Below are 26,553 nucleotides of genomic sequence, written 5' to 3'. Positions count from 1 at the left end.
GTCACTGGTGACCGCTATTTATGACAAGGCAATTTATAAACGCTTACGGCTAATACTAATAAAACAATAACTCATAGAAACCAGTAAATTTATAGTACTGCTTTTGGATAAGAGCCTAAGACACGTAAGTCTTTGACCAATGGACGAATATCAGCGATAGCAGCGCTCACATTTGGGTCTTCAATGTGCCCATTCATATCAATAAAGAAGACGTAAGCCCATTTATTAGGACGCTCAGGGCGCGTTTCAATGCTGGTCATAGACACGCCATGATAAGACAAAGGCTTTAATATTTCGATCAGAGCGCCCGCTTTGTCATGCGCTGAAACCATAATTGAGGTTTTATCTTGACCTGATGGTGCAATTGCTTCATGACCAATAATCAAGAAACGGGTCGTATTGCTTGGATTGTCTTCGATATTTGAATAAAGCTTATGCAAATCATATTCTGCTGCTGCCACGTCACCCGCAATTGCTGCCGAATGCCACTCATTCTTCAAGCGACGTGCCGCTTCACCATTACTCGATACCGCAACACGCTCGACATTGGGATAATTCACATCAAGCCAATGACGACACTGCGCCAATGATTGCTGGTGCGAGTAAATACGGCTTAACCCATCAAGTTTGGTATGTTCAGCGACCAAAAAGTTTTGATGAATCGGCAGCTCGACTTCACCGATTATTTTTAATGTAGAAGATAAAAAGCCATCTAGTGTATGGTTGACTACGCCTTCAGATGAGTTTTCAACGGGCACGACACCGTACATTGCGGTGCCCGCTTCAACTTCACGAAACACATCAGTAATGGTATTCAGCGGTACAGTATCCGCCGCTTTACCAAAGTGCTTTAATGCAGCCGCATGAGTAAAAGTGCCCAGTGGACCCAAAAACGCAATGCGCTGCGGCGCTTCTAAATCAAGGCATACCGACATAATCTCTCGAAACAAGCGTGCCATTTTTTCATCGGCGATAGGTCCTTCATTGCGCTCCATGACGGCTTTTAGCACTTGCGCCTCACGCTCTGGACGATAAAAGATAGGGTTGGCATTTTCAGCAGCAGAATCATTGGCAATGTGGTTCTTTTTCACGCTCGCCACTTGCTGAGCCAATTTGCCACGATTGTTAATCAGCGTCTGAATTTCGCAGTCTACCGCATCGATACTGCCGCGCAATGTATTCAAAAACTCTTTATCCGTTGCGGTAGTACTGATGCTTGCGGTGGTTTGGTTTAGATTATCATTGTTTTGTTCTGGTGACTGCTCACTCATTACCGCCCATCCTTTTTAGATTTTATTACTGTTAGGTATAAATACTTGTCAATGATGACCATAAATACTTCGTTAAAAGACATGAAGACTTTTTTAAAGGGCATAAATATTTTTGCTATTTGTTGCTCTTATATCGCCAATTTATCATTATTGGTTTTTTAAAGCAGCGCTATGTTCTTGGTAAAGTTCGTAGTATTCGTAAAGCTCAACCACTGACCGGCTCTACTATAACAAAAACTACGGACAGTGCCCATTCGTAAATGAACGTAAAGTGGCAAATCGCCATAAATCTTAGCATAGTTAAGCGATATACGGGCTTAGCCTGCTAAAACTATCAGGTAACATGTGCCTAAATCTATGTTACAGTTTAAACGGACACAGGATTTTATCCATAATAGACCACAACCATCCATAAGAAAATAACACCATTAATGAATAATACCAAGGATATCTGATGAGCGCATTACAACAGCTTCGCACTATGACCACCATTGTCGCTGATACAGGCGATCTTGCCGCCATTGAGCGTCTAAAACCTATCGATGCGACCACCAATCCAAGTCTAATTACCAAAGCACTGATCCATCCTGATAATGAAGCGGTATTATCAGAAACCATGAGCCGCCATCGAGATGATATCGATGCAGTAATTGATGAGCTAACCATTCAAATCGGCTGTAATATTTTATCTTTAATTGAAGGACGTGTTTCAACTGAGGTCGATGCCCGCTTGTCCTATGACACACAAGCGACCATTGATAAGGCATTGGCATTCATGGAAGCCTATCAAAAAGCGGGTATAGACTCAGAGCGTGTGTTGATCAAGATGGCAGCGACTTGGCAAGGTATTGAGGCGGCACGCTACCTTGAAACTCAAGGTATACACTGCAATCTCACCTTGCTCTTTGGGCAACATCAAGCCATCGCTTGTGCCGATGCTGGTGTGACCTTGATATCCCCTTTTGTTGGACGTATTTTGGATTGGCAAAAACGCCAGCAAAACCGTCAAAACATACCCGTCTCTGATGACATGGGCGTACAATCGGTTAAGCTCATTTATCAATACTACAAGCAGCATGGCTACAAAACGCAGGTGATGGGCGCAAGTTTCCGCTCAACTGAGCAGATATTGGCGCTGGCAGGCTGTGATTTACTGACCATTGCACCTGACCTAATTGATGAGCTAGCAGCAATGGATATCGAAGTTACACGTCAATTATCAGAAAGCATGTCGATGGACATGACAGATATGACACGAGTGAGCTTAAGCGCTGAAGAATTCAGTAGCGCTTATCAACAAGATACCATTACTCAAGATCTTTTACCAAAAGGCATTGACGGCTTTATTGGTGCGCGTGATGAGCTTGCCCACATGCTAGCGAGTATGCGCAGCTAAGCTGTATATATGATTAATATGGGCGTATAACCAAGCCTATCTGGCTTGAGAGTTACTTACTAAAGCACTATAAAACAATGGAAATATTACATAGTTATACGCAGCAGGTAATAAAAGAAATTTGCCTGCTCATAGTAAGTTGGCTATTATGAGCGACCTAAAATGACTACAAGCAAGGCTTCATTATGAAACGGCTAGCAGTGATATTAGCAAGCGGTACGCTTGCGATTGGTGCTCATGCAGTAAACTGGTCGAAAGTAACAGAAAGTCAGACCGGTTCCATTTTTAGCTTAGATTTGGATTCTATCGAACGCTCTGACATCAATATTCTTGATGAAAAGCGGGTCGAAAATATTACCGTCTCCATTCGTAGAACCTACCCTGCATTAAAAAGTACAACGAGTGATAGTAAAGAAAGCGGCATTCATCATAGCGACCAGCAATGGCTTATCTCTTGTAAGGACGCCAGCTATTACAGACGGGCATACGTTTATTATACCGCTGACGACAAGGTAATAAAGTCTTGGCAATCAGAAAAACCTCTCCTGACCACCAAAGATTTTAAAATTACTGCCCCAAAAACGGTCAGTCGTATGCTAGTCGAGCAAGCGTGCAAAAACCACGAACAAGCCAAATAGCACAAATAAAATAGGCAAAGGCAATCTAAAAAAGCATCATTAAAAAAGCGCGCTTTTTTAATGATGCTTTAGTTATATCATCTCAAAGCCATAGAAAACTGGCTTTGAACGCATTTTACTTATAATTAAGGTACTCTAAAAACACTACGGTACTGCTGGTATAAATTTTTTGCAGCCTCTGTCTGCGTAGGCACAGCAAGCAAGAAAAATTAATACCAGCAGTACATAATGTATCGATATTACTTTTTATTTTTACCCACTATAAGTAAAAATGCCCGTCATTTACGCCTTTAATACCGTATAAACAGGCACGGGGAAATCGCCATGTAAATCCACCAAATCTAATAAGACTAATGCACCAACGACCGTATGATCGGCTGATTGACATAGCTCATAGGCGGTGGTCAATGTGCCGCCCGTTGCCAAGATATCATCAACCAATAGCACACGCTCTGGTGGCAGATTGTTCTGCATCTCAAGAGTATCTTTACCGTACTCTAACGCGTAGGCTTTATTGGCAACAGGCGGTGGTAACTTGCCGGGTTTACGTAGCAAAATCATACCTTTACCCAGACGTCCTGCCAGCAAACTTGCAAACACGAATCCACGGGCTTCAACAGCACCCAAACAATCCACCTCATCCATTATGCCTTCAGGTAGGACAGCCAGCAGTGCATCAATGACTTCATTAATGTGACTGCGTAGTAACGGTGTAATATCATAAAAATCAATGCCGACTTTAGGGAAGTCTGGTACTGTGCGAATGATGTTCCAAAATGGATGATCGGTATTGAGCGTATTCGATGACTCGATTGCAGTATCAACTGCTGTAACAGCGGTGTTTGCGCTCATAGTAACCCTTAACGTCTATAACTTAGATAATGATGTAACAATAGCAAATAATCTATGCATCAGAAAATTAACGGCGGCTATTATAGCATAATTGCCTTTAATATTGCGCGGCAATGGGGAAAACACCACTTATTAAGTCAATAAAATCAGGCATAGTACTTGATAAACGTTTATCAATCTCAATATACAAGTGTAAACTTAACTATGAAAACAACGGTTATATGCTAAACTAGCTGCGTTTTTACAGTCTAGATATTGACGGTAATCATTCTTGATGTGCCATCAATGTCACCTTAAAAACGTATAGTAACACTGGTAATAATCGATAGGACTCTTTATGAAACGTTATGAATGTATTGTCTGCGGCTGGATATATGATGAAGCACTGGGCTGCCCTGAAGAAGGTATCGCACCGGGCACCAAATGGGATGATATCCCTGATGATTGGACATGCCCAGAATGCGGCGTTGGCAAGCTTGATTTTGAGATGCTAGAACTTTAAGCCAATGACCTTTTAGATAGGACCGTTCATGACAGAAAAAAACAACATTGATAATGCTGCTAAGTTGCCTGATTCATTGGATAGCAGCTCGAGTTACCCGACGCCTGAATGGCAAAAATTTGGTGAGCACCTGTGGGGCGCATCAGACCTCAGTGAGCATCTTTATCAAGCCATGATAGATATCGGCGACGGCATCGAGCTGTGTGTTGAGGCTGGTGGTAATCCTAATCATCCGCCACTGCTTATGATTATGGGACTTGGCTCACAAATGATATTTTGGCCAAATCATTTTATTAAGCGCCTTATTGATGCCGGTTTTTTTGTGATTCGTTTTGACAATCGTGATATCGGTTTGTCCTCTAAAGTACAAATCGATGGTCTACCGCGTATTAGTCAGCTTAAAATGATGATGCGCCTGCAAACGGGACTGTCTAATAAAGGTGCACAGGTTGCCTACAATTTAACCGACATGGCAGAAGATACGGCGCGTTTAATCAAGGCTTTGCAGCTTGGCAAAACACATTTGCTGGGTGCTTCTATGGGTGGCATGATTGCCCAAATCGTAGCGGCACGTTATCCAAGCCTAGTACAGCGGATGGCATTGATGTTTACCACCACCAACCGTGCCTTTTTAAAACCACCAAAGCCTAGACAGCTATATACGCTGATTAATCGCCCTGAGAGCCACTCTGAGCGTGATATCGTGCGCCATAGCGTTTGGTTTATGAAGACTGTTGGTACGCCAGGGCATGTAAATGTGCGCATGGTACGTGATATTGCCAAGATACGGTATCAGCGTAACTTTCATCCGCTCGGTACGGTGCAGCAGCTCAATGCTATCTTGGCATCAGGTTCTATCAGTCGATTTAGCAAACAAGTCAAAGCACCTACTATCGTATTACATGGCAGCGCTGATGGCTTAATTCCTGCCTCACAAGGTCGCGTGGTTGCCAAAACCATCCCTAATGCCAAATTTCATTTGATTGAAGGCATGGCGCACGATATTCCTGAGTACTATCAGCCGTATATGGTTGATTTAATTAGCAATCACTTATTAGAAAAATAGTTTTAATGAGTTAGCTTGTGAAATTTTCCGGCTACAAAAAAGAGCCTATAGCAATCATGAATCGCTATAGGCTCTTTTTTTGGTCAAAATAAAATATGCTGTTAGGATTTAATCACAGGCGATAGCCGCGCCTTCTTTGTCGATACACATTTTAGTGCCGTTCTCTAAGCTGCCAATCCAAGCCTTATCCGCTACAAACACAAAAGAAGGTTTGTCCTTATAGCGGCTATCAAGACTGAGGCTCTTATTATTGGAATCATTAAAGTTATTAGAGCCGTCAAAATCCTTAAAGTTAAAAGGAATCACAAGCTCGCCGCCAAGATTGATAAAGCCCCACTCTGCATCAATACGCACGCCCGCTAGCCCTTCCGAGAATGGACGTACTTCGTCGAAAGAATACGTAATCATAGTGACATTATTGTCATCAACAAATCCCCATCTACCGTCTTGTTGACGCGGCTGCAGCGTGGTAAAGCGATTAATTGGTATGGAGGCTGAATTTTTCTGTGTGCTATTTGCGCGAGCACTAGGTTTAACTTCTGATTTACTGGCAGCGGGTCGGTCATTTACACGGCTGTTTTTGGCACTCTTACCGTCATTACTTTTACTATTATCTTTTTTGACACCGGCATTTTGAGTATTAGTGCTTTGAGTATTGGCGTTCTTAATATTGCCCTCTTTATCAAGCCAGCTTATCGCTTTGTTTTTACGTACACGAGCCATACCGCCTCGGTAATCATCAATATCACTAATCGCTGCTGAAAATGGAACAATAGTCCTATTTGCCGTATCGATGACGCCATAGTGACCGCCCTGCTTGACCACGATACGCCCTTCAGATACCGGACGCGCCCAACCTTGACCGTCATTTAGCACATCGTACATCACAGGAATTACTTCACGACCTTGCATATTCAGATAACCGACATGACTATTACGCATGACAGGCAATAGACCTGCTGATATTTTATCTGCATCCACTTTTTGATAGCGCGTTAAATCAACAAGGCTTTTACCTTGCTTATCGATAAGGGCGACCGGTGCGCCAAAGTCTTTCACTGCTAAGAAATAACCACTACTCGCCGTACAAGAGACGTTCTTATAATAACTCTTAGGGATTTTACAGCTGGCAGCTTGCGCGCTTGGTATGACAAATAACGCGGTTGTTAACATACCAATTGTCAGCGCACAGCGCTTTATTAGGGATGACGGATCTTCAGATGTCGTTAATAACAGTGATCGTTTTGATAAGGTACGTTGGAGCATAAGCAAACCTAAGCTAAAGTAATGATGGCGGTTAAGGCAATTTAAATGAGATATTTTAAGGGTATTAGTTTTTTAAGCTGATGATATTACAATATAAAAGTAGAAATAAGGGTAACAAATCGCAGTAAGAACGCCAATGATATTCCTGTAAGGATATTAATTGGCAGTAGCTTGTCTTTATACTTTAGATGAAACCTTAGAAAGTTCATATTCTCTAAAGTCATAAAATACCACTATAAAATAAAAATAAATAATATCAAACCATTTCAATTTTAGCTCAAAACATCGACAATACGGCTTGTGGTAAAGATGATGTCTTTAGTACGCAATAATTGAAATAAAAGTTGTCATGATATAAGGATAATATATGGCTATTGCCTCTTCACGCTCCGCTGCTACTGGCTTGCTTATTGGCTGTGTGATCTTTGGTTTGGGCAGTTTAATCGTCGCTCATGTTGACATCGGTGGCTGGGCAATGGCTTTTTGGCGCTTGGCTATTTCAGGCGTGGTGTTTGCGGTATTAGCAAAAATGACAGGGCAACGGCTACCGCGCTCAAAACGTGCTGTTTTTTATGGCTTATTATCGGGTGCATTTTTAGGTTTGGATTTGGCACTGTGGCACGAGAGTATCTATGCGGTGGGTCCCGGCATTTCAACCTTACTAAACAGCTTACAGATTTTCTTTTTGGCAGCCATTGGCTTTCTATATTTTAACGAGCGCCAATCTATATTACAGCTTGTCAGCTTGGTCTTGGCAATGTTGGGTGTGGCAATGATCGGTAGCCCAGAATTTGCCCAAAATAAGGCCGCTACTTGGGGATTTATTACTGGTATCGTGTCAGGGGCTATGCTCGCAGCCTCAATGACCTTTATACGTAAAACCCATGATACTGAGCCGACGCCAATATTCATGCTTATGCAGCTGATTAGTATTGGGGGCGGACTGGCAATGATTGTGCCAATGTTTGTCTTTGATATGGGTAATATACTGCCTAATAGCTGGTCTGATATTGGCTGGATATTGATTTATGGTACGGTCATGCAGTGCCTAGCATGGGGGCTTATCGCCTACTCTATTCCCAAGCTGTCTTTGGCATTAACTGGATTACTATTATTGACCGAGCCGGTTGCGGCATTGGTAATTGATTATACTTGGCTTGATAAGCCCATCAATACCCTACAATGGAGCGGTGCGTTACTCACGATGTTTGCCATTTATTTGGGTTCGCTAAAGCCTAAACCACGCGCCCTACGCCGTTATCGGTTTTTTGCACGGTTTTATAAGCGTGATTATAAGTAAAGCTCGTACAGAACAGTAACGATTATAAATAAGCGTCATAATAGATAAAAGCCACAATGATTATTGTGGCTTTTGCTTATCAATATAGTGAGTTATTTGAAGCTTAAGATAGTAAAAAAGTTAGTCTTTTTGGCGATTAAATAGAGCGTTAAGCACAATTGCTGTTAAGGTAGCCGTACCGATGCCACCCAAATCAAAGCCGCCTAGATGCAAGCTAAAGTTACCGGTTCCCATGATTACAGTGACTGCTGCGATGATAAGATTGCTGTTTTTACTAAAGTCGATATGGTTGTCTATCCAAATTTTCGCACCAGCGATGGCAATCAAACCAAAAACTACGATAGATGCACCGCCCAATAATGCGGGCGGAATGGTTTGAATAATCGCACCAAATTTCGGTGACAAGCCCAGCATGATAGCAACCAAACCTGCTACGACAAAAATAGTTGTACTATATACTTTGGTGACCGCCATCACGCCGATATTTTCTGCATAAGTCGTCACACCTGTACCACCAAAACCTGCCGAAAAAGTCGTCGCTAAGCCATCAGCAAAAAATGCACGCCCCATATAAGGCGTTACTCGCGCTTTAGTCATGCCTTCTACCGCTTTGAAATGTCCCAAATTTTCAGCAACTAAAATAAAGGCGACAGGGGCAATTAATATAATGGCGCTCATCTCAAAACGCGGCGCATGAATACTTGGCAGCCCAAACCATGAAGCCGTCGACACACTGCTAAAATCAATCGGCACGCCATAGCCCAATACATTGGTCATCACAAAATAAGCAATATAAGACAATATTAAGCCAACTAATAACAGCAAACGACGTAGCATGCCGCGGGTAAATACCGCTACCCCACTGATAAGCAATACCGTTAACGTGGCCATCCATGCATCAAATTGGTTGGCAGACACCCCTTGAATGGTTACGGGCGCTAAATTAAGACCAATAATCATTACAATCGCACCGGTAACAATCGGTGGCATTAAGCGCTCAATCCAACCTGTACCCGTCTTCATGACCAGCAGACCTATCAATGCATAAATAATACCGCAGGCCATAATGCCGCCCAATGCAACATTCAGATTGGCATTAAATCCTACGCCAGCATATGCCGTCACGGCAATCACGGGACCAATAAAAGCAAAACTCGATCCCAAATAACTTGGCATACGTCCACCGGTAATCACAAAAAACATCACCGTACAAATCCCAGACATCAAAATAGCTAAGTTAGGGTCAAAGCCCATTAATAATGGCGCAAGCACTGTCGCCCCAAACATCGCAAAGGTATGTTGTATACCCAGTAGCATGCTTTTTGAGGGCGGTAAATACTCATTAATGCCAACCGGATCACGATCCAAATCACCGCCATATGGACGCCATGTTGGAAACCAGCGACCATTATCAAAGTCTGGATTGTGCGGTAAGTTCATTGTCGCCGAGCCAGTTGCAACATCAATACCTGCTGCTTCTAGTGCATTTGGCGTTGATGGTTCTTTCTGACTATGCGGCGTTGATTGAGACGAGTTTTCTGGAGGGGTTATCATGCGCGATTGTCCTATAGGCTTAAGCTAATAATAACAGACTGGTAATAACTCACTAACGATACAGGCTAATAATAGCTCGAATAAATAAAGAGATAACAAATAACGGTATTTACTATAAGTGCTGTTATAGATAGTGGCTATTATATGAGATAGCTATCTATACAATAAAAAGTTAATGGAAAAATAATGAAATCTAGCTCTTACTAACTACGGATTCTTGTATGGATACAGAGCTATTTTTGATATTTTTAACACACTGTCTCTCTCGCTTAATCTTAATATCTCGCAAGAACATACTTTTTATTTCTATGTTTTTCTACACTATTTTTCTATCTCCAATCAGCTGTTTGGAAATATCATAATAATAGGTATTATTTTAGAGTATTACCACATTTTGCTAGCTGTATTGACTAAGATATGCTTTACTAAATTCAACGCTTTGGCTGCTCATACCGTGTATTCTATAGCGACAGCTAACTTACAGGATGTTACATAAGCGTTGATGCCGAGCATCATAACGGAATTTAATAATAAACAACAGCTATTATTCACCCGTCACTCGAACGAACACGTTTAAACATTTTCATAGACAATGCACTAAATTTATCGATGATCGATACTTATTATCTATTGTTGCCCATTATAGTTTTATATGGGCGCAGTAGTCTTTGCTATGCGGTTTTTCTGAATCCCTTTTATTTTTTGGTAACTTATTATGATTAGTGTCTTTGATTTATTCAAAATCGGCGTTGGCCCATCAAGCTCTCATACGGTTGGTCCTATGATAGCGGCTAACTTGTTTGTACAGTCACTCCTAAAGCAAACCAATCTGAGCGACATCCAGTCTTTAGAGATTGAGTTATATGGCTCGCTTGCGGCAACTGGTAAAGGACATGCTACAGATACTGCCATATTACTGGGCTTACTTGGTCATGCACCTAGCACCATCGATACGCGTTTGACCAGTGAATATCTGGCACCGATCTTTTCAGACAATCAACTCAATATCGCAGGCGAGCACGTTATTGCTTTTGATACAGAGCGTGATATTCACTGGTATGATGAGACGGTTCTACCTTATCATCCGAATGCTATGACTATTCGTGTGTCTTTGGCGAATGGCAGCCCTTATCAGCAGACTTATTATTCCGTAGGAGGTGGATTTGTTATCAATGAAGAAGATGCGACCAATCCTGATGAAGATAATGCAACGCCGACTATCGATGTGATTCCTTATCCTTTTAATAGCGCCGCAGAGCTATTAGAACAATGCCGTAAACATCACTTGAGCGTGAGCGAGCTGGTATTAGCAAACGAATGCCATTACCGTGAGCAGGCAGAAGTATTTGCGTATTTAGATTCTATTTGGGAGTCGATGCAAGATTGTGTGACCCGTGGCTGCCAAAACAGCGGTATTTTACCGGGTGGATTAGATGTAAGACGCCGCGCTCAAGCACTATATGTGCAACTATGTGCTGAAAAAGACCAGCCGATTGCGCAAAATGACAAACTGGTTGCGATGGATTGGATTGATTTATATGCTTTGGCAGTCAATGAAGAAAATGCCAATGGCGGCAATGTGGTCACTGCTCCTACCAACGGCGCCGCAGGTATCATTCCTGCAGTGATGCATTATTATCGCGATTTTTTATCAAACTATAGCCTTGATGGCGCGCGCAAGTTTTTGTTAAATGCCACAGCAATTGGCAGCTTAATCAAACAAAACGCTTCAATATCGGGTGCTGAAGTGGGCTGCCAAGGTGAAGTCGGTTCAGCTTGTGCGATGGCGGCATCTGCATTGGCAGAAATCTTAGGTGGCGACCCTGCTAAATGTCTCAATGCTGCTGAGATTGGTATCGAGCATAACTTGGGTCTGACCTGTGATCCTGTTGGTGGCTTAGTCCAAGTACCTTGCATCGAGCGCAATGCGATGGGCGCAGTCAAAGCAGTCAATGCTGCACGACTTGCCTGCCGTGGTAATGGTCAACATTTTGTCTCTTTAGACAAAGTCATTGAAACTATGAAAGTTACTGGCGCTGACATGTTAGATAAATACAAAGAAACTTCTCGCGGTGGATTGGCAGTATATGCTGACAACCGTATACCGACTGCCACTCATGGCGTCAGCGTGAAATACAGCCAATGCTAATGATTGGGCAGCTTATAATTCAATAGAAAATATAAATCCTATTATGAAAAAGACCTCTAATCATTAGAGGTCTTTTTTCAAGCTAACTGCTATTGAATTAACGATAGTGCTATTTATTCCAAAAGCTACTTGATGAGCAATTATTCCGCTTTTTTTGACACTACTTGGTTCAGTATCCAAACTGGCTTAACCGCATTCGTTACTTCATCCATCATCGCTTCTTGGCGAACGTCTAAAACATAACGATAATTTGGCTCATACGTAAAGCCTTGAATATTACCATTTAAAGGGGTGTAGTTTTTCTGATACGTTTGGCGATACTGCAAGCACTCTGACTCAATCATGGCACCATTAGAAGCTTGTAGCTCACAAACTGCTTTCAGCGGAGCTATCTCTATTTTAAAACTTGGAATGTTAATGACTTTAACCACTGCTGGTTCACCTTCAACGACCATGGTACGCGTATCGTCAGTTGCCATGGTTGAACAACCTGATAAAACAAACGTTGCCATCACTGCTGCTAATGCTAACTTTTTCATTATAAAATCCTCAATATATTCATAGTTTTATTTGTTTAGACTCGATTTATTCATTTTAGAATAACCGGTTTTTCAATATCACTTAATCACTTATTATTAACTCGACCAGTATAGGGCGCAAAGTAACTGCGCCTCTATAACTGCTTTGTAACTTAACGTCAGCTTTTGCAACGACTGTTAATCAACAGTAAATAAATATTTTTGATATTACCGATAAATACACCCTACTTTCAGTGATATCAGTTTAAAACACTAAATAAAAAACGCTCAGAATCATGATGATTCTGAGCGTTTTTTGTAAGTAAGTATTAAGATTGTTTAGCTACGATAGTCCGCATTTATTTTGACATAGTCGTAAGATAAATCGCAGGTGTAAACGGTATCATGGGCATCACCGCGTACAAGATCGATATGAATGGTAATCTCAGGGCGACTCATGACCGTATTGCCCGCCTCTTCCGTATAGTTTGGCGCGACACCACCATTTTGACAAATCATAACTTCGTCTAAGTAGACATCGACTTGTTCGGTATCAAGGTCTTCAATCCCAGCATAACCGACGGCTGCTAATATACGACCCCAGTTGGCATCACTGGCAAAAAATGCCGTTTTGACCAAGGGTGAATGCGCAACCGCATATGCCACATCGCAGCATTCTTGCGTGGTTTTGCCACCTGTAACTTTAACTGTCATAAATTTAGTAGCGCCTTCACCATCACGTACGATCAGTTGTGCCAAACGTATAAAGACTTCAGCTAACGCCTCAAACACTGCCTGATAATGTGGGTGCTCAGGGCTATCAATGATATCTGAGCTCGCAGCACCTGTCGCTATCAATACACAACAATCATTGGTCGAGGTATCACCATCAACCGTAATACGGTTAAAAGACTGCTCATTGATAGCATTTAACATCTCTTGTAATAAGTCAGCAGCAATATTGGCATCGGTTGCAACATAGCCAAGCATGGTTGCCATATTGGGACGTATCATGCCTGAGCCTTTTGACATCCCCGTAATATGATAACTACTACCATCAACATCGATTTTTTTACTCGCGAGCTTTGGAATCGTATCCGTTGTACGGATACCATTTGCAGCAGCAAGCCAATTATCAGGCGCTAGATTGGCTAATGCGTTGTCTAGTCCAGCGATAATCGCTTCACTATTTAATGGCTCACCAATAACACCCGTCGAAAATGGCAGTACTGCATCACTAGCCACGCCAGCTTTAGCAGCCAATGCCGCACAGATATCTGTGGCGCGGCGTTTGCCATCAGCACCGGTTCCAGCATTAGCATTACCAGTATTGGTCACCAAATAGCGCGGAGAAGCTGCAGCAAAGTGTTCACGTAATACGCGCACAGGCGCTGCACAAAATGCGTTTTTGGTCGTTACCACTGCAGTGGCCGCATCAGCTGCGATCTCAATAATTACCAAATCATCACGATCTTTATAACGTACGCCTGCTGCGGTAGCGCTTAATTTAATGCCTTCAATAGGATAAATCGTCTCAGGTACTGCAACATTGCCAACTGCCATCATTCACTCCTTAATTATTGATATTGGTATATTTTTATTGATTGTAAAGCTTTAATCGTAATGGTAAAAACATCATACTTTGTTTAAATCAAATGCTGTCCAAATAGGCGCATGGTCAGAGGGTTTTTCCATAGCGCGCAGCTCATAGCTGATACCCGCATCAACACAACATTCAACAAGATCAGGCGTACATAAAATATGATCAATACGCAATCCACGCTTAGGATCATCATCAAAACCGCGACTGCGATAATCAAACCAGCTGTATAATTCAGTGCTTTCTGGATAATGCAAACGGTAGGTATCAGTCAACTCACGTGACATAAGATTGCTATACCACTCACGCTCCTCAGGTAGGAAGGATGTTTTTCTATTTTTCAACCAACGCTTAGCATTTACTTCACCGATTCCAATATCGATGTCTTCTGGGGCAATATTCATATCCCCCATAATCACTAGCGAGCGCCCTTCTGCTTTTAGCGTATCAATATAGGCCATTAAATCAGCATAATAAGCACGTTTCATCGGAAATTTGGTCGGATGATCTTGACTCTCACCCTGTGGGAAATAGCCATTGAGCACATCAATCTCACGCCCATCAAACTCATAACGCGCATGAATAAAACGTTTTTGCGCCTCTTCATCTTCGTTAGGGAAACCCTTTTGCACAAAAATAGGCGCAACTTTCGATAATAATGCCACACCGTAATGCGCTTTCTGTCCAAAATACTCGACGTGATAGCCCAAGCCTTCTACATTTTCAAGGGGAAACTGCTCATCATGCACCTTGGTTTCTTGCAGACCCATGACATCAGGATCGATAATATCTCGCACCGCCTCCAGCTGATGTTGACGAGCTCGGATACCATTGATATTAAAACAAACAAAACGGGTCATAAATTATCCTATCCTATATAAATAACTGCTTTGATAAGTAAATGCAGTTTTAAAATGCACTTATAAATAAATCTAAAATAAAACAAATACGGTTATGATAACAGACATAGACAGCGCTAGCTGTTGCACCCTTTTATATCTTGAGTTAGAGTGTTTGTTTGGTCTAATTACTTGGCTGTTTGCCGTGTCATTTTATCAAAACATGCTATCAAGCCACTCTTATTGACTATCCTACTTTTTATTAAATCATGCTTATCAAGCAGCGGCATTTAAACAACTTATAACACCCTATTATTAAAAATCTATTGAGCATTATTATGACAAAAGCAACTGATAAGAACCCAACTGCCGTATCAAAACCTCACATAATTACGCCGTTATTTGCGACCAACTATAATGTCTACATCAATCATACTGATGCTGGCGGTATAGTCTATCATGCCAATCACTTAGTATTCTTTGAAAACTGCCGCCGCGATTGGTTTACTCAATTGGGATTAAATGGTTATTTCTTGGAGACCAATGACGGTCAGATTCAGCATTTCGTCGTCACTCAAGCGGACTTGCAATATAAGCGCGCTATTTTATTAGATGAGGTCATTAATGTACGCATTGATAACGTTGAGATAAAACCTGCAAGCATTGTATTCTATCAAAGCATTTATCGTCAGCACTCTCAAGAGAACACTGCTGACAATGTAAAAGCGGTTTTGCTAAGCAGCACTAAAATCGTTGTTGCCTGCGTACAAAATCAAATCACACCGGATGCTATAGAGAATGATGCGTCAAATAAAACCAGTACCAATACGACGCCAATGCGCCCTATTCGTGTGCCAAAAAAATTACGTGTTGCTATTGAGCAAGCAATTTCAGAATATAATAAGTAGCTTCTATAATAATTGATTTCTTAAATATCTTTAGAAAAATCTGTTTTTCCTACGACAATAATTAGTCATCTTCTCTTTTCGTATGATATATAGAATCGATTTGATTTAAAACCGATACAGCTCTACTGCTATAGATTTTTCGTAGCCCCTGTGAAGCATACTATGCCTACGCCGACAGAGACTGCAAAACATTCATTCCAGTCTCGCTGTATCATTTTTACATTGAGCTGGCTATAGACCTTGCTATATATTCATTTATAAGAATACTTCCTGTACTGAGCAGTACTCTTATCATCGTAGTGCCTTAGCCTAGATTCATGCTAACGTATTGCTTAAATGTATCATTATATATTTGATATATTATTTTTTTGTGGTAGATGGTTGGTAGAAAAAATTAATTCGACTAATTTTTTAAGATTACTCAAATAGTTTTTTAATCAAACACTTATTTTTTACCATTTACTGATGTCAAATAACCCAATAACACCAGCAGTCTGTCAATGGATAAGGATATTATCAAATTCAGCGATCGCTTTTATGTCAGCGCTGTTTTTTTATTGACACGGATCTGACTGCTTAGCTAGCAACATTTAACCTCTCTCATATTTCAAGGACGCTGACTATGACGCCAAATAAACCTTGGCTTGCAAATTACCCTATTGGTGTGCCAAAGACGATTGATCCAGACAAATATAGCAGTATCATGGAGCTATATGAAGAGTGCTTCGATCGCTTTCGCATGCATCCTATGACCATCTGTATGGGCGTTACTCATACCTACGACGATGTCGATAAAGCCTCTATCGCGGTTGCTGCATGGTTACAGACGAAAGGTCTGCCTCAAGGTAGCGTAGTCGCGCTTATGATGCCAAACGTGCCGCAATACTTGCCAACGATGATTGGTATTTTGCGGGCTGGCTATATTTGTACACCCGTAAATCCTCTGTATACTGGGCGCGAGCTACGCCATCAATTGAATGACTCTGGCGCTCAGGTTATTTTTGTCGTCGATAACTTTGCCCAAGCACTTGAGCAGGTCATTGAAGAAACCCATATCAAACACATTGTCCTATCAAAAATGGGCGATATGATGGGTCTAAAAGGTATATTGGTCAACACCATTATTCGTCAGGTCAAACGCTTGGTACCCAAGTATAATCTGAATGACCCAAAATACGATGTCACTAAGTTCCCTGATGTGCTCAAGAAAGGCAAAAACCTGCCGTTCCAAAAGCCAAAACTGTCTTTGAGTCAAACCGCCTTTTTGCAATATACAGGTGGTACAACAGGGCTTTCTAAAGGCGCTATTTTATCTCAGCGTAATATTGTCGCAGGCGCGATGCAGTCAGAAGCTTGGACTCGCCCTATTACCTCAGAGATTAATGAGGTATATATCAATATGGTGATGGCACTGCCGCTGTATCATATTTTTGCCTTTATGCTGAGCTCACTGGGTATGCGTGCAGGTTACACCTTTATATTGGTTCCTAACCCGCGTGATATACCAGGCTTTATTAAGACGTTATCAAAACAGCCCTTCCATATTTTCCCTGCGGTCAATACCTTGTTTAAAGGCTTACTCGACAATCCGAACTTTAAAAACCTAGATTTTAGCTCACTACGCATCTCACAAGCAGGCGGTATGGCAGCGACTGAGCAAACAGCAAGACGCTGGCTTGAGACGACAGGCTGCGCTATGATTGAAGGTTGGGGAATGACGGAAGGGGTTGCTGTTGGTACGGCCAACGTCATCACTGATCGCAAGTTTAATGGTACGATTGGCGTCCCTGTCCCTAGTGTTGATGTCATTATTATCGATGACGAAGGCAACCCTGTCGGTGCCAATCAAGCAGGCGAGATGTGTGTCAAAGGACCTAACGTCACCTCAGGTTATCTAAATAGAGACAGTAGTGATGACTTTACCAAAGATGGCTACTTTCGCACTGGCGATATCGTCAGCATGGACGAGAAAGGCTACTTTAGACTATTAGACCGTAAAAAAGACATGATTTTGGTGTCAGGATTTAATGTATTTCCAAATGAGATCGAGTCGGTCATGCTTGATTGTGACGGCATTATCGATTGTGCTGTCATCGGTATCCCTGATGAGAATCAAGGTGAAGCGGTCAAAATCTATGTTGTCCCTGCTGACAACAATGTCACCAAAAACTCTATTAAAGAGTTTGCTTTAGACAATATGACTGGTTATAAATGTCCACGTCATATCGAGTTTGTTACTGAGCTACCAAAAAGTAACGTCGGTAAAGTATTACGTCAAAAACTTCGCGAGAAGCATATGATAGACAATCCTCAACTATAATTAAAGCGGTCTTTTAATTGTCAAGAGCGCCTTGCATTAGATGCAAGGCGCTTTTTTATTAACCATACCATCGATCAATTTTAAACTTTATTAGCATTTTTAATATGCTATCTTGTCTCTGCAATCGCTTCACTATTCTTAGTTGCAACATATATTTTTCAATATATCAAGTATAACGACAAACTCTCAAGTTCTTTTATAGCAATAACTTACTCAATTACACTTATGTTAATGTATTGCCGAAATATGTTACGCTATTGTTTATAACATTGAGTCAGTAATATATTTAACTAAGGTCAATTAATCGACCTTAAACAGCAGTACATTTTTCAAAAATAATTACAAACCAGCCATTTAATCTATTCAGATGAGTTTTCTGTGTGGTTAAATGAATTTTTAGTTCAATCACCTTGTATAAAGGCCGCCGTATTTTAGCAGTTTGTGAATAAATGGGATAGCACTCGACAATCCACCGCTTAACTGGCGATGACTCGTATTGTTGACATGGATGTGACTACTTTTGTATAGAGCCTTAACTGATCGCAAATTTAAGGACGCTTAGTATGACAACAGATAAACCTTGGCTTGCTCAATATCCAGCAAACGTACCCAAGACTATTAATCCTGATCAGTATGAAAGTCTCATCGAGTTGTATGAAGAGTGTTTTGACCGCTTCCGTATGCATCCTATGACCATCTGTATGGGCGTTTCTCATACGTATGGAGACGTGGACAAAGCGTCTCTTGCTGTCGCTGCTTGGTTGCAAGCACAAGATATCCCTAAAGGTAGCGTAGTGGCAGTCATGATGCCAAACGTGCCGCAATACTTACCGACGATGATCGGTATATTGCGCGCCGGCTATGTTTGCACCCCTATTAACCCACTGTACACTGGTCGTGAGCTACGTCATCAACTCAATGATTCAGGCGCTCAGGTTATTTTTGTCGTCGATAACTTTGCTCAAGCACTTGAGCAGGTCATTGAAGAGACAAACATCAAACGTATTGTACTATCGAAAATGGGCGATATGATGGGACTAAAGGGTATTTTGGTCAACACCGTTATTCGTCAGGTCAAACGCTTGGTACCTAAGTACAACCTGAATGACCCTAAGTATAATGTTACCAAATTCCCTGATGTGCTTAAAAAAGGCAAAAACCTGCCTTTTCAAACACCAAAAACCTCACTGCAACAAAAAGCTATTTTACAATATACCGGCGGTACAACAGGCCTATCTAAAGGCGCTATTTTAACCCAGCGTAACGTTGTCGCTGCTGCCATGCAATCAGAAGCATGGTATCGCCCTGTTACCTCTGAAATTAATGAGGTGTACATTAATATGGTGATGGCATTGCCGCTATATCATATATTTGCCTTTATGCTGAGCTTGCTAGGTATGCGTTCGGGTTATACTTTTATATTAATACCTAATCCACGAGACATGCCTGGATTTGTCAAAACCTTATCAAAACAGCCCTTCCATATTTTTCCTGCCGTCAATACCTTGTTTAAAGGACTACTTGATCAACCAACCTTTAAAAACCTAGATTTTAGCGCATTACGTATCTCACAAGCAGGCGGTATGGCAGCGACTGAGCAGACGGCAGCACGCTGGTTAGAAGTCACTGGTTGCCCGATGGTTGAGGGTTGGGGTATGACTGAAGGGGTTGCAGCAGGTACTGCTAACGTCATTACTGATCGCAAGTTCAATGGCACTATTGGCATTCCTGTACCTAGTGTCGATGTTATTGTGGTCGATGATAATGGCGAGACCGTAGGTTTTAATCAGTCTGGTGAAATGTGCATTAAGGGACCAAATATCACCTCAGGCTATTTTAATAAAGACAACACCAATGACTTTACTAAAGAGGGTTATTTCCGTACTGGTGATATCATTAGTATGGACGAAAAAGGCTATATCACTTTACTTGATCGCAAAAAAGACATGATTTTGGTATCAGGATTTAACGTCTTTCCAAATGAGATTGAGTCAGTTATGCTAGATTGCAAAGGTATTATTGATTGCGCAGTGATTGGCATTTCTGATGAGCATCAAGGCGAAGCAGTCAAAATTTATATCGTCCCTGCTGATAACAATGTTACCAAGAGTGATATTAAAGAATTTGCCTTGGACAATTTGACTGGCTACAAATGCCCGCGTCATATTGAATTTGTGAGTGAGTTGCCAAAGAGTAATGTGGGTAAAATATTGCGTCAAAAACTGCGTGAAAAACACATGTCAGATAACCCTCAAACCTTGTAGTACTTGAGCTTTAGAATTAAGATAATAAAAAGCCCTCAACATTAATGTTGAGGGCTTTGTATTATCTTTTCTTAATATCATCAACGTGGTTTGTGCTAACTGACTTTATTGACCACCTGCAATGGCAAATGCTTCATTGCTTGACCGACAATAGACCATGGTAAGCTCGGCACGCAAGCTTCTTCCACGCCAGCCTCAATAGCTGCAACAATGGCTTTCGTGCCAGTATCTGAATCTACTTCAAACGGTAGTGGTTTGGCATTTTCATTGATTTCAGTACGGATATAGCCTGGATAAATAGTAGAGACTTTGATCGGCAGTTTGGTCAATAGCATATCAGCACGGATACCTTCTGCCAAATGTGCCAAGCCTGCCTTACTCGCACCATAGGCAGTCAAGTGCTTAGGTAATCCACGCATCGCTGACATACTAGATATCACGACCAAATGGCCCCTATTTTGTGCGCGAAAGATACTCATCGCCGCTTCACACTGCGCGAGCGCTGAGATAAAGTTAACTTCAACCGTACGGCGGTTGGTATCAAAGCGTCCTTTACCAATACGGCGACTCTCGCCAATGCCTGCATTTACCACGACACGATCAATATGACCAAAGTCAGCCGTGAAGGCATCAAACACTTCAAAAATCGCATTATAATCACTAACGTCTAACACTCGATACTCGATACGAATATCAGGATATTGTGCCATCAGCTCTATTTGTAGACTGTCCAAACGATCCGTACGACGCGCACAAATAGCAAGGTTGTATCCAAGCTTAGCAAACAATCTCGCCATGCCCTCGCCCAACCCTGAGCTGGCACCCGTGATTAAAACTGTTTTGCCACGACCAATCTGCTGCTTATTTAAACCTTTTAAATAACGTGCTGGTTGGACCGCGCCAAATAATTGATTTTTACTTTTGGCAACTTTTTTTGCCACTAGGCTCAGTAATTTATTTTGCATGGACATTCTCTTATGTATCAATGATAACCTCAAGATAACGTAAACACTTCCAACTGTCTATCTGGCTTTGGTGTTATCTGCGCTAATAGCCAGCCACTACAGACTTTCTATAACAAGGTTTTAGCAACCAATCCTGAATTATCGCCATGTCACAAAACGCTTACCATCAGCGAATAAATGACTATACTCATTTAATGATAGTAAACGTGAATTCTGCTCTTTTAAAGTAATAGATGTCACGCCCGTATTAACCAAGCTTTTATTGATTTGATACGCAGTTTGACTGCCTTGTTGCAAGAGTTGCGATGTAATAGCCGCAATCACACCGCCTGAAGTAAATACCAATACCGTACTATCACGATTTAAATTTAGCGTTGTCACCTGTATACGTATTTGCTCGAGCGCTTGCTTAGCTCGCTCATTAAACTGTGACCAGCTTTCTATATAATCTTGATCATAATCACCGCCATGCCAGCGCCGCATCGCGTTATCGAATAACTCAGCCAAACGTGTCATCGGTACATCCGCTTTAACAATCTCAGCTGCAATTGATGCTCGAGTGCTGAATGCTGAATCTGATTTAACAAAAACATCTTTATGATTAAATTCATCAAATTGTGGCAGTACATAGCTATCCGGCGCACTCATATCGATTGCAGGCTTGTTAGAGCTATCGGTATCAGCAAATGACTGATAACGCTGCCAAAAATGATGTGCAGAATCTTGTTGCCTGACCAAACTCCCCGTAAAAATAGCATCGATTCGGCGCTGGGTCGTTGCATAATGCTGGCCGAGCATTTGCGCTTGGATACCACCTAGCTCTGACAGCTGATCGTAATTTTCTTGTCCAAAGGATGCCTGGCCATGACGTGCCAGAAGAATGGTTGTCATAAAATACTGCCTTTTATCATAGTTTCAATATGCTGATTTCAAACATTTTACTTGCTAAAAAATTACTCAGCTGTTGATTGCGGCGACTTAGCAAAATAGCCTTTTGGTAAAATACCTTTAATAACTTTTTGTACAGGCGCTGGTAATTGCTCAATGGTGGCAGCATCGACGCCCATATCTTGCAAATGCGGCTGCACATGAGTGTTAAATAACGCCTCACCTTCATACTGTGCTATCAACTTCAGAGATTTTGCATGCAATACATGAACGATAAGCCAAAAATTCTTAAATGCCGGATTGGTTGTTTGTTTATGATAGTAGCGGTAATAAATTTGCTGGACAATACCTGCTAGACGGAATAAACCAAACACCTCATAAAACGTCCAATTATCTATCTCTAAACCTGATTGTTTAAGATAGTAATCCACCACTTCATCACGGGTCATCATGCCTTTTAAATGCGTGGGCTGACGGCGTGACTGCTGCATAATGATGTTGTCATCTTCTTCAATCCAGTAAGCCAAGGCGCTACCCAAATCCATCAAAGGATCACCCAAGGTCGCCATTTCCCAATCAAGTACACCGATAACCTTAGTCGGATCTGCGGCATCTAAAATGACGTTGTCAAAACGCCAATCATTGTGAATCAAGCAAGTCTTGCTATCAGCAGGCGTATGCTTACCAAGCCATTGACGTACCAATGCAAAACTTGGGACGTTAGGTGTTTTGGCTTTGACATAACGCTTATCCCAACCTGTTACTTGGCGCTCGCAATAACCTTCGCCACGCCCAAGATTGACCAAATCAGGATGCGCTTTATAATCTACTTGGTGCAGCTCAACTAAAGCATCGATAACATTGGTACATAATGCACGCGTTTGCTCTTCGTTTAAATCAATCCCTTTTGGCAAATTGGCACGAGGAATGATACCTTCCATACGCTCCATGACATAGAAATCGGCACCGATGACGGACTCATCCGTACATAGCGCGACCATTTTAGGTACGTAAGGATAAGCATCCTTTAAGGATTTTTGGACAGTGTATTCGCGCACCATATCATGTGCTGATTTGGCTTTAGTGCCTTTTGGCGGACGGCGTAAGATTAAATCTTGGCTTTTACTTTCAGCGTTACCTTCGCCTTCATATTGCAAACGGTAAGTCCAGTTTGATGCACCACCCGAGAATTGAGTAACCATTGGCTCGCCTGCTACATCGATTCCTTGAGCACGTAGCCATGAGCTGACCGCTTTGGCGTCAAGCTCTTCGCCCTCACGAACCTCGCCACCTTTATCTAATATTTTATTAGCTACTTCTTTATCCGTAGTATTGCTCTGATTAGCAGTTGCCATAAGATGTTCCTTATCGTGTGGTCAGTTATTTTTATTGATTATTTAGGGGTGAAGAATCCACTATCAAATGATTGATAGTGGATTTATAGTTATGGTCGCCATTGAGCTTGTTTTGTATTAGTTATAGATACAAATCTAAGTTACCTTAAGATTTAGCAGGTTTCGACGAACGGCTAAAACCTTGACGCTTTAATTCTAACTTAGCAATCATGGTTTTATGCACTTCATCAGGACCATCGGCTAAGCGCAGCGCTCGTGCTTGAGCAAAGAAACTCGGCAGCATCGTATCTTGGCAAACGCCCATACCACCATGGATTTGAATCGCCATATCAACCACTTCTTGTAGCACGGTTGGTGCAACGACTTTAATGGCAGAGATTTCTGTGAGTGCTGCTTTGGTACCTTGGCCGTCCATTTTCTGCGCGGCGTATAGAGTCAGCAAACGGGCTTGGTCAATCTTAATACGTGCTTCAGCAATACGCTCAAAGTTACCACCTAGTTGTAGTAATGGCTTACCAAAAGCCGTACGCTCCATACCGCGTTTTACAGCCAGCTCTAGCGACTTTTCAGCGGCCCCAATACAACGCATGCAATGATGAATGCGACCTGGCCCTAGGCGACCTTGCGCAATCTCAAAGCCCATACCTGGGCCACCGATAAAGTGGCTAACGGGTACACGTACATCATTAAAGCTGACTTCACCATGACCATGCGGCGCATCATAATCGCCAAATACTTTTAGCATGCGCTCGATATTGACGCCTGCAGTTTTTGCTGGAACCAATACCATCGAATGCTGATGATGACGGTCTTTAGTTTCATCAGGGGTGTATGCCATCACAATCAAAATATCAACTGCTGGGTCGCCAAGACCGGACGACCACCATTTACTACCATCGATAATAATCTCATCGCCATCGACAACCGCAGTCGCCTGCATGTTGGTCGCATCACTGGATGCCACCTCAGGCTCAGTCATACAAAATACCGAACGCGTTTTACCTTCCAAGATTGGCGTCAGCCACTTATCTTGCTGCTCTTGTGTACCATAACGCCACAACAGCTCCATATTGCCACTATCAGGGGCATTGCAGTTAAACACGTAAGGCGCTAATAAACTGCGGCCTGTCAACTCTGCAATCGGTGCATAATCGGTAACCGAAAGGCCAGCACCTAGGATGTCATCCGGCAAAAATAAATTCCACAGGCCAGCTTCACGTGCTTGCTTACGTAAGCTCTCATACTTTTCTGGCCACTGCCAATTTTTCCAATTACCATCAGGATTTTGCTGATGACAATCTGCCCAAAACTGCGCTTCAATGGGCTCAATATGGGTTTCGATAAATGCTTGTACTTGGGCATGCATGGCTTGACCATGTTCTGTCGCTGTAAACATCAAGGCATTGCTAGACATAATGATTTCCCTATCCTTATCAATTATTTCAATCACATTTTTATAAAAAATTTCATAGTGTACGTACGTAAACTCTGTATCGTATGCACCATTTATAACACAGCGATTATTTTTAAACAGCAAAAAGGCGCGACCCGTTAGGACACGCCTTTTACAAAATACAAACAATATATGGATTTAGGTTAGAACTCTACAGGTTAGCCATGCATTTGGCATTTACCTCTGAATCTTATTTAAGGATATTTAAACGGCTATTAAGGTCAAATCGTGCTAGTGCATCTGGCAGCTTATCAACCGCCATACTGATGGTCGCTTCTGCAGCTTGTGATAGCCCTAATTTTTCTGCTAGCGTTGGCTTTTGACGTGAATGCAGCGCATATACTTCGTTGTTTTCCATACGCTCTAACAGATAGCTGTCTGATGTCTGTAATTTATCTACCAAGTTCAAATGCAGCGCATCTTCACCATACCAATGCTCGCCTGTTGCGACTTTATCTACATCAAGCATACCGCGGTAACGATTGACAAAGTGCTTGAACAACTCATGTGTTTGCTCTAGCTCTTCTTGATATTTGGCACGATCTTCATCATTATTTTCACCAAATACAGTCACGGTACGTTTGTAATCACCAGCCGTAAACATCTCATAATCGACATCATGGTTTTTGAGCCATTTATGGAAATTGGGCAGTTGTGATACCACACCGATAGAGCCAATAATGGCAAATGGTGCCGCCACAATATTATCCGCTACGCAGGCCATCATATAGCCACCACTAGCTGCAACCTTATCAACGCAAACGGTGAGTTTCAAACCAGCATCTTTTAGACGAGCCAATTGTGCGGCGGCTAAACCATAACCGTGTACTACGCCCCCACCAGACTCTAAACGCACCACCACTTCATCGCCTTTATTCGCCGTGCTTATTAGCGTGCTAATCTCTTCACGCAGGTGTTTAACAGCAGTGGCTTTGATATCACCATCAAAGTCGAGTACAAAAACTTGTTGCTTACTATCGCTATTTTTTTTCTTATTTTTGGTTTTCGTTTTTAGGGCTTGTTTTGCTTTTTTAGCCAGTGTTTTTTTGAATTGTTTGAGGGCAGCTTTACCTTGAGTCGCCTCCATCAGGTCTTCACGGCGTTGCTCTTGGTTTTTATTCAGATGGATAACTCTTAGCTCAACAGGGTTTTTAGAGGGATTAAAAAGCATGAGTGCGATTCCTTAAATGATTAAGACGGTCTTAGTGTAATTTTATAAGTTAGGCTGATATGCGCACGCGCGCTTATCTTTTCAAGCAGAGGAACAATATTTAACCTAATGCAATTGTTACGGCACAAATACGGCTTATAGCCATCTTTACTGAGCTTTGATTGGGCTGATTCGGTTGTATAACAAAGGCAGATTAGGCATAATATACGTTTACACCAAATTTTCTGTAGCCAACGTGATGACTATTTGTCTTAATCGCGTTGTTTGCGCTTCTTTTA

At 41.9% G+C, this 26,553-nt stretch carries 21 protein-coding genes; 9 read left to right on the top strand and 12 right to left on the bottom strand.

Annotated features, from left to right (window positions below; genetic code table 11):
- Positions 1-89: 89 nt before the first annotated feature.
- Positions 90-1,271: a prephenate dehydratase gene (pheA, locus tag JMX75_RS05755; protein WP_201531422.1), complete on the bottom strand. Its 1,182-nt coding sequence runs from the start codon at positions 1,269-1,271 to the stop codon at positions 90-92.
- 454 nt (positions 1,272-1,725) lie between these two features.
- Here pheA and JMX75_RS05750 point away from each other — a divergent pair, with 454 nt between their 5' ends.
- Together JMX75_RS05750 and JMX75_RS05745 are read left to right on the top strand one after the other, a co-directional pair.
- Positions 1,726-2,667 (top strand): transaldolase, encoded by a 942-nt coding sequence (locus JMX75_RS05750; protein WP_133104259.1) that lies wholly within the window; start codon positions 1,726-1,728, stop codon positions 2,665-2,667.
- 185 nt (positions 2,668-2,852) lie between these two features.
- Positions 2,853-3,305: a hypothetical protein gene (locus JMX75_RS05745; protein ID WP_201531420.1), complete on the top strand. Its 453-nt coding sequence runs from the start codon at positions 2,853-2,855 to the stop codon at positions 3,303-3,305.
- A gap of 282 nt (positions 3,306-3,587) precedes the next feature.
- On the opposite strand, the gene JMX75_RS05740 is transcribed toward JMX75_RS05745, so the two are convergent.
- On the bottom strand, positions 3,588-4,157 hold the full coding sequence (locus JMX75_RS05740) for an adenine phosphoribosyltransferase (protein WP_201531418.1): 570 nt from the start codon (positions 4,155-4,157) through the stop codon (positions 3,588-3,590).
- A gap of 337 nt (positions 4,158-4,494) precedes the next feature.
- On the opposite strand from JMX75_RS05740, the gene JMX75_RS05735 reads away from it, so the two are divergent.
- Positions 4,495-4,659 carry a rubredoxin gene (locus tag JMX75_RS05735; RefSeq protein ID WP_011280463.1) on the top strand — a complete coding sequence of 55 codons (165 nt, stop codon included), beginning with the start codon at positions 4,495-4,497 and terminating at the stop codon, positions 4,657-4,659.
- A gap of 28 nt (positions 4,660-4,687) precedes the next feature.
- Positions 4,688-5,725 (top strand): alpha/beta fold hydrolase, encoded by a 1,038-nt coding sequence (locus tag JMX75_RS05730; RefSeq protein WP_020443400.1) that lies wholly within the window; start codon positions 4,688-4,690, stop codon positions 5,723-5,725.
- Positions 5,726-5,833: 108 nt separating this feature from the next.
- Here the strand turns inward: JMX75_RS05730 and JMX75_RS05725 are convergent, their stop codons facing one another.
- Positions 5,834-6,991, bottom strand: coding sequence for a WG repeat-containing protein (locus JMX75_RS05725; RefSeq protein ID WP_201531416.1), 1,158 nt, complete (start codon positions 6,989-6,991; stop codon positions 5,834-5,836).
- Positions 6,992-7,358: 367 nt separating this feature from the next.
- Here JMX75_RS05725 and JMX75_RS05720 point away from each other — a divergent pair, with 367 nt between their 5' ends.
- Entirely contained in the window at positions 7,359-8,291 is a 933-nt protein-coding gene (locus JMX75_RS05720) for a DMT family transporter (RefSeq protein ID WP_011513531.1), read from the top strand.
- Positions 8,292-8,411: 120 nt separating this feature from the next.
- Here JMX75_RS05720 and JMX75_RS05715 read toward each other — a convergent pair whose 3' ends face one another.
- Complete coding sequence (locus JMX75_RS05715) at positions 8,412-9,845, bottom strand: solute carrier family 23 protein (RefSeq protein ID WP_133104256.1); 1,434 nt, start codon at positions 9,843-9,845, stop codon at positions 8,412-8,414.
- A 715-nt stretch (positions 9,846-10,560) separates the two neighbouring features.
- On the opposite strand from JMX75_RS05715, the gene JMX75_RS05710 reads away from it, so the two are divergent.
- Positions 10,561-11,994 (top strand): L-serine ammonia-lyase, encoded by a 1,434-nt coding sequence (locus JMX75_RS05710; RefSeq protein ID WP_133104255.1) that lies wholly within the window; start codon positions 10,561-10,563, stop codon positions 11,992-11,994.
- Between the two features lie 140 nt (positions 11,995-12,134).
- Here JMX75_RS05710 and JMX75_RS05705 read toward each other — a convergent pair whose 3' ends face one another.
- The 3 genes from JMX75_RS05705 to xthA all read right to left on the bottom strand — a co-directional run bounded on the left by JMX75_RS05705 (position 12,135) and on the right by xthA (position 14,972).
- Positions 12,135-12,533, bottom strand: coding sequence for a DUF4377 domain-containing protein (locus JMX75_RS05705; RefSeq protein ID WP_020443396.1), 399 nt, complete (start codon positions 12,531-12,533; stop codon positions 12,135-12,137).
- A gap of 318 nt (positions 12,534-12,851) precedes the next feature.
- Positions 12,852-14,075, bottom strand: coding sequence for a bifunctional glutamate N-acetyltransferase/amino-acid acetyltransferase ArgJ (gene argJ / locus JMX75_RS05700; RefSeq protein WP_133104254.1), 1,224 nt, complete (start codon positions 14,073-14,075; stop codon positions 12,852-12,854).
- A gap of 72 nt (positions 14,076-14,147) precedes the next feature.
- A complete protein-coding gene (gene xthA, locus JMX75_RS05695; RefSeq protein WP_011513526.1) occupies positions 14,148-14,972 on the bottom strand; it encodes an exodeoxyribonuclease III in 825 nt (274 codons plus the stop codon).
- Positions 14,973-15,289: 317 nt separating this feature from the next.
- Here xthA and JMX75_RS05690 point away from each other — a divergent pair, with 317 nt between their 5' ends.
- The 3 genes from JMX75_RS05690 to JMX75_RS05680 all read left to right on the top strand — a co-directional run bounded on the left by JMX75_RS05690 (position 15,290) and on the right by JMX75_RS05680 (position 20,443).
- On the top strand, positions 15,290-15,859 hold the full coding sequence (locus JMX75_RS05690; RefSeq protein ID WP_201531414.1) for a thioesterase family protein: 570 nt from the start codon (positions 15,290-15,292) through the stop codon (positions 15,857-15,859).
- 622 nt (positions 15,860-16,481) lie between these two features.
- The gene (locus tag JMX75_RS05685) at positions 16,482-18,179 is read left to right on the top strand and encodes an AMP-binding protein (RefSeq protein WP_201531412.1); all 1,698 of its coding nucleotides are present in this window, start codon (positions 16,482-16,484) and stop codon (positions 18,177-18,179) included.
- A gap of 563 nt (positions 18,180-18,742) precedes the next feature.
- Positions 18,743-20,443, top strand: coding sequence for an AMP-binding protein (locus JMX75_RS05680; RefSeq protein ID WP_201531410.1), 1,701 nt, complete (start codon positions 18,743-18,745; stop codon positions 20,441-20,443).
- Between the two features lie 95 nt (positions 20,444-20,538).
- Here the strand turns inward: JMX75_RS05680 and JMX75_RS05675 are convergent, their stop codons facing one another.
- The 5 genes from JMX75_RS05675 to sohB form a co-directional block, all read right to left on the bottom strand.
- Positions 20,539-21,408 carry an SDR family oxidoreductase gene (locus tag JMX75_RS05675; RefSeq protein ID WP_227672980.1) on the bottom strand — a complete coding sequence of 290 codons (870 nt, stop codon included), beginning with the start codon at positions 21,406-21,408 and terminating at the stop codon, positions 20,539-20,541.
- A gap of 138 nt (positions 21,409-21,546) precedes the next feature.
- Positions 21,547-22,299, bottom strand: a complete 753-nt coding sequence (locus JMX75_RS05670) for a histidine phosphatase family protein (RefSeq protein ID WP_201531408.1) — start codon at positions 22,297-22,299, stop codon at positions 21,547-21,549.
- 62 nt (positions 22,300-22,361) lie between these two features.
- Entirely contained in the window at positions 22,362-23,651 is a 1,290-nt protein-coding gene (locus JMX75_RS05665) for a phosphotransferase family protein (RefSeq protein ID WP_201531406.1), read from the bottom strand.
- A gap of 145 nt (positions 23,652-23,796) precedes the next feature.
- Positions 23,797-25,047 carry an acyl-CoA dehydrogenase family protein gene (locus JMX75_RS05660; RefSeq protein WP_227673146.1) on the bottom strand — a complete coding sequence of 417 codons (1,251 nt, stop codon included), beginning with the start codon at positions 25,045-25,047 and terminating at the stop codon, positions 23,797-23,799.
- Between the two features lie 247 nt (positions 25,048-25,294).
- On the bottom strand, positions 25,295-26,275 hold the full coding sequence (gene sohB / locus JMX75_RS05655; RefSeq protein WP_201531402.1) for a protease SohB: 981 nt from the start codon (positions 26,273-26,275) through the stop codon (positions 25,295-25,297).
- Positions 26,276-26,553: the final 278 nt, after the last annotated feature.

This window comes from Psychrobacter sp. LFX-11D, assembly GCF_904846475.1.
In the GTDB taxonomy this organism is placed as follows: Bacteria; Pseudomonadota; Gammaproteobacteria; order Pseudomonadales; family Moraxellaceae; genus Psychrobacter; species Psychrobacter cryohalolentis.
This window is presented reverse-complemented; position numbering and strand designations above follow the sequence as displayed.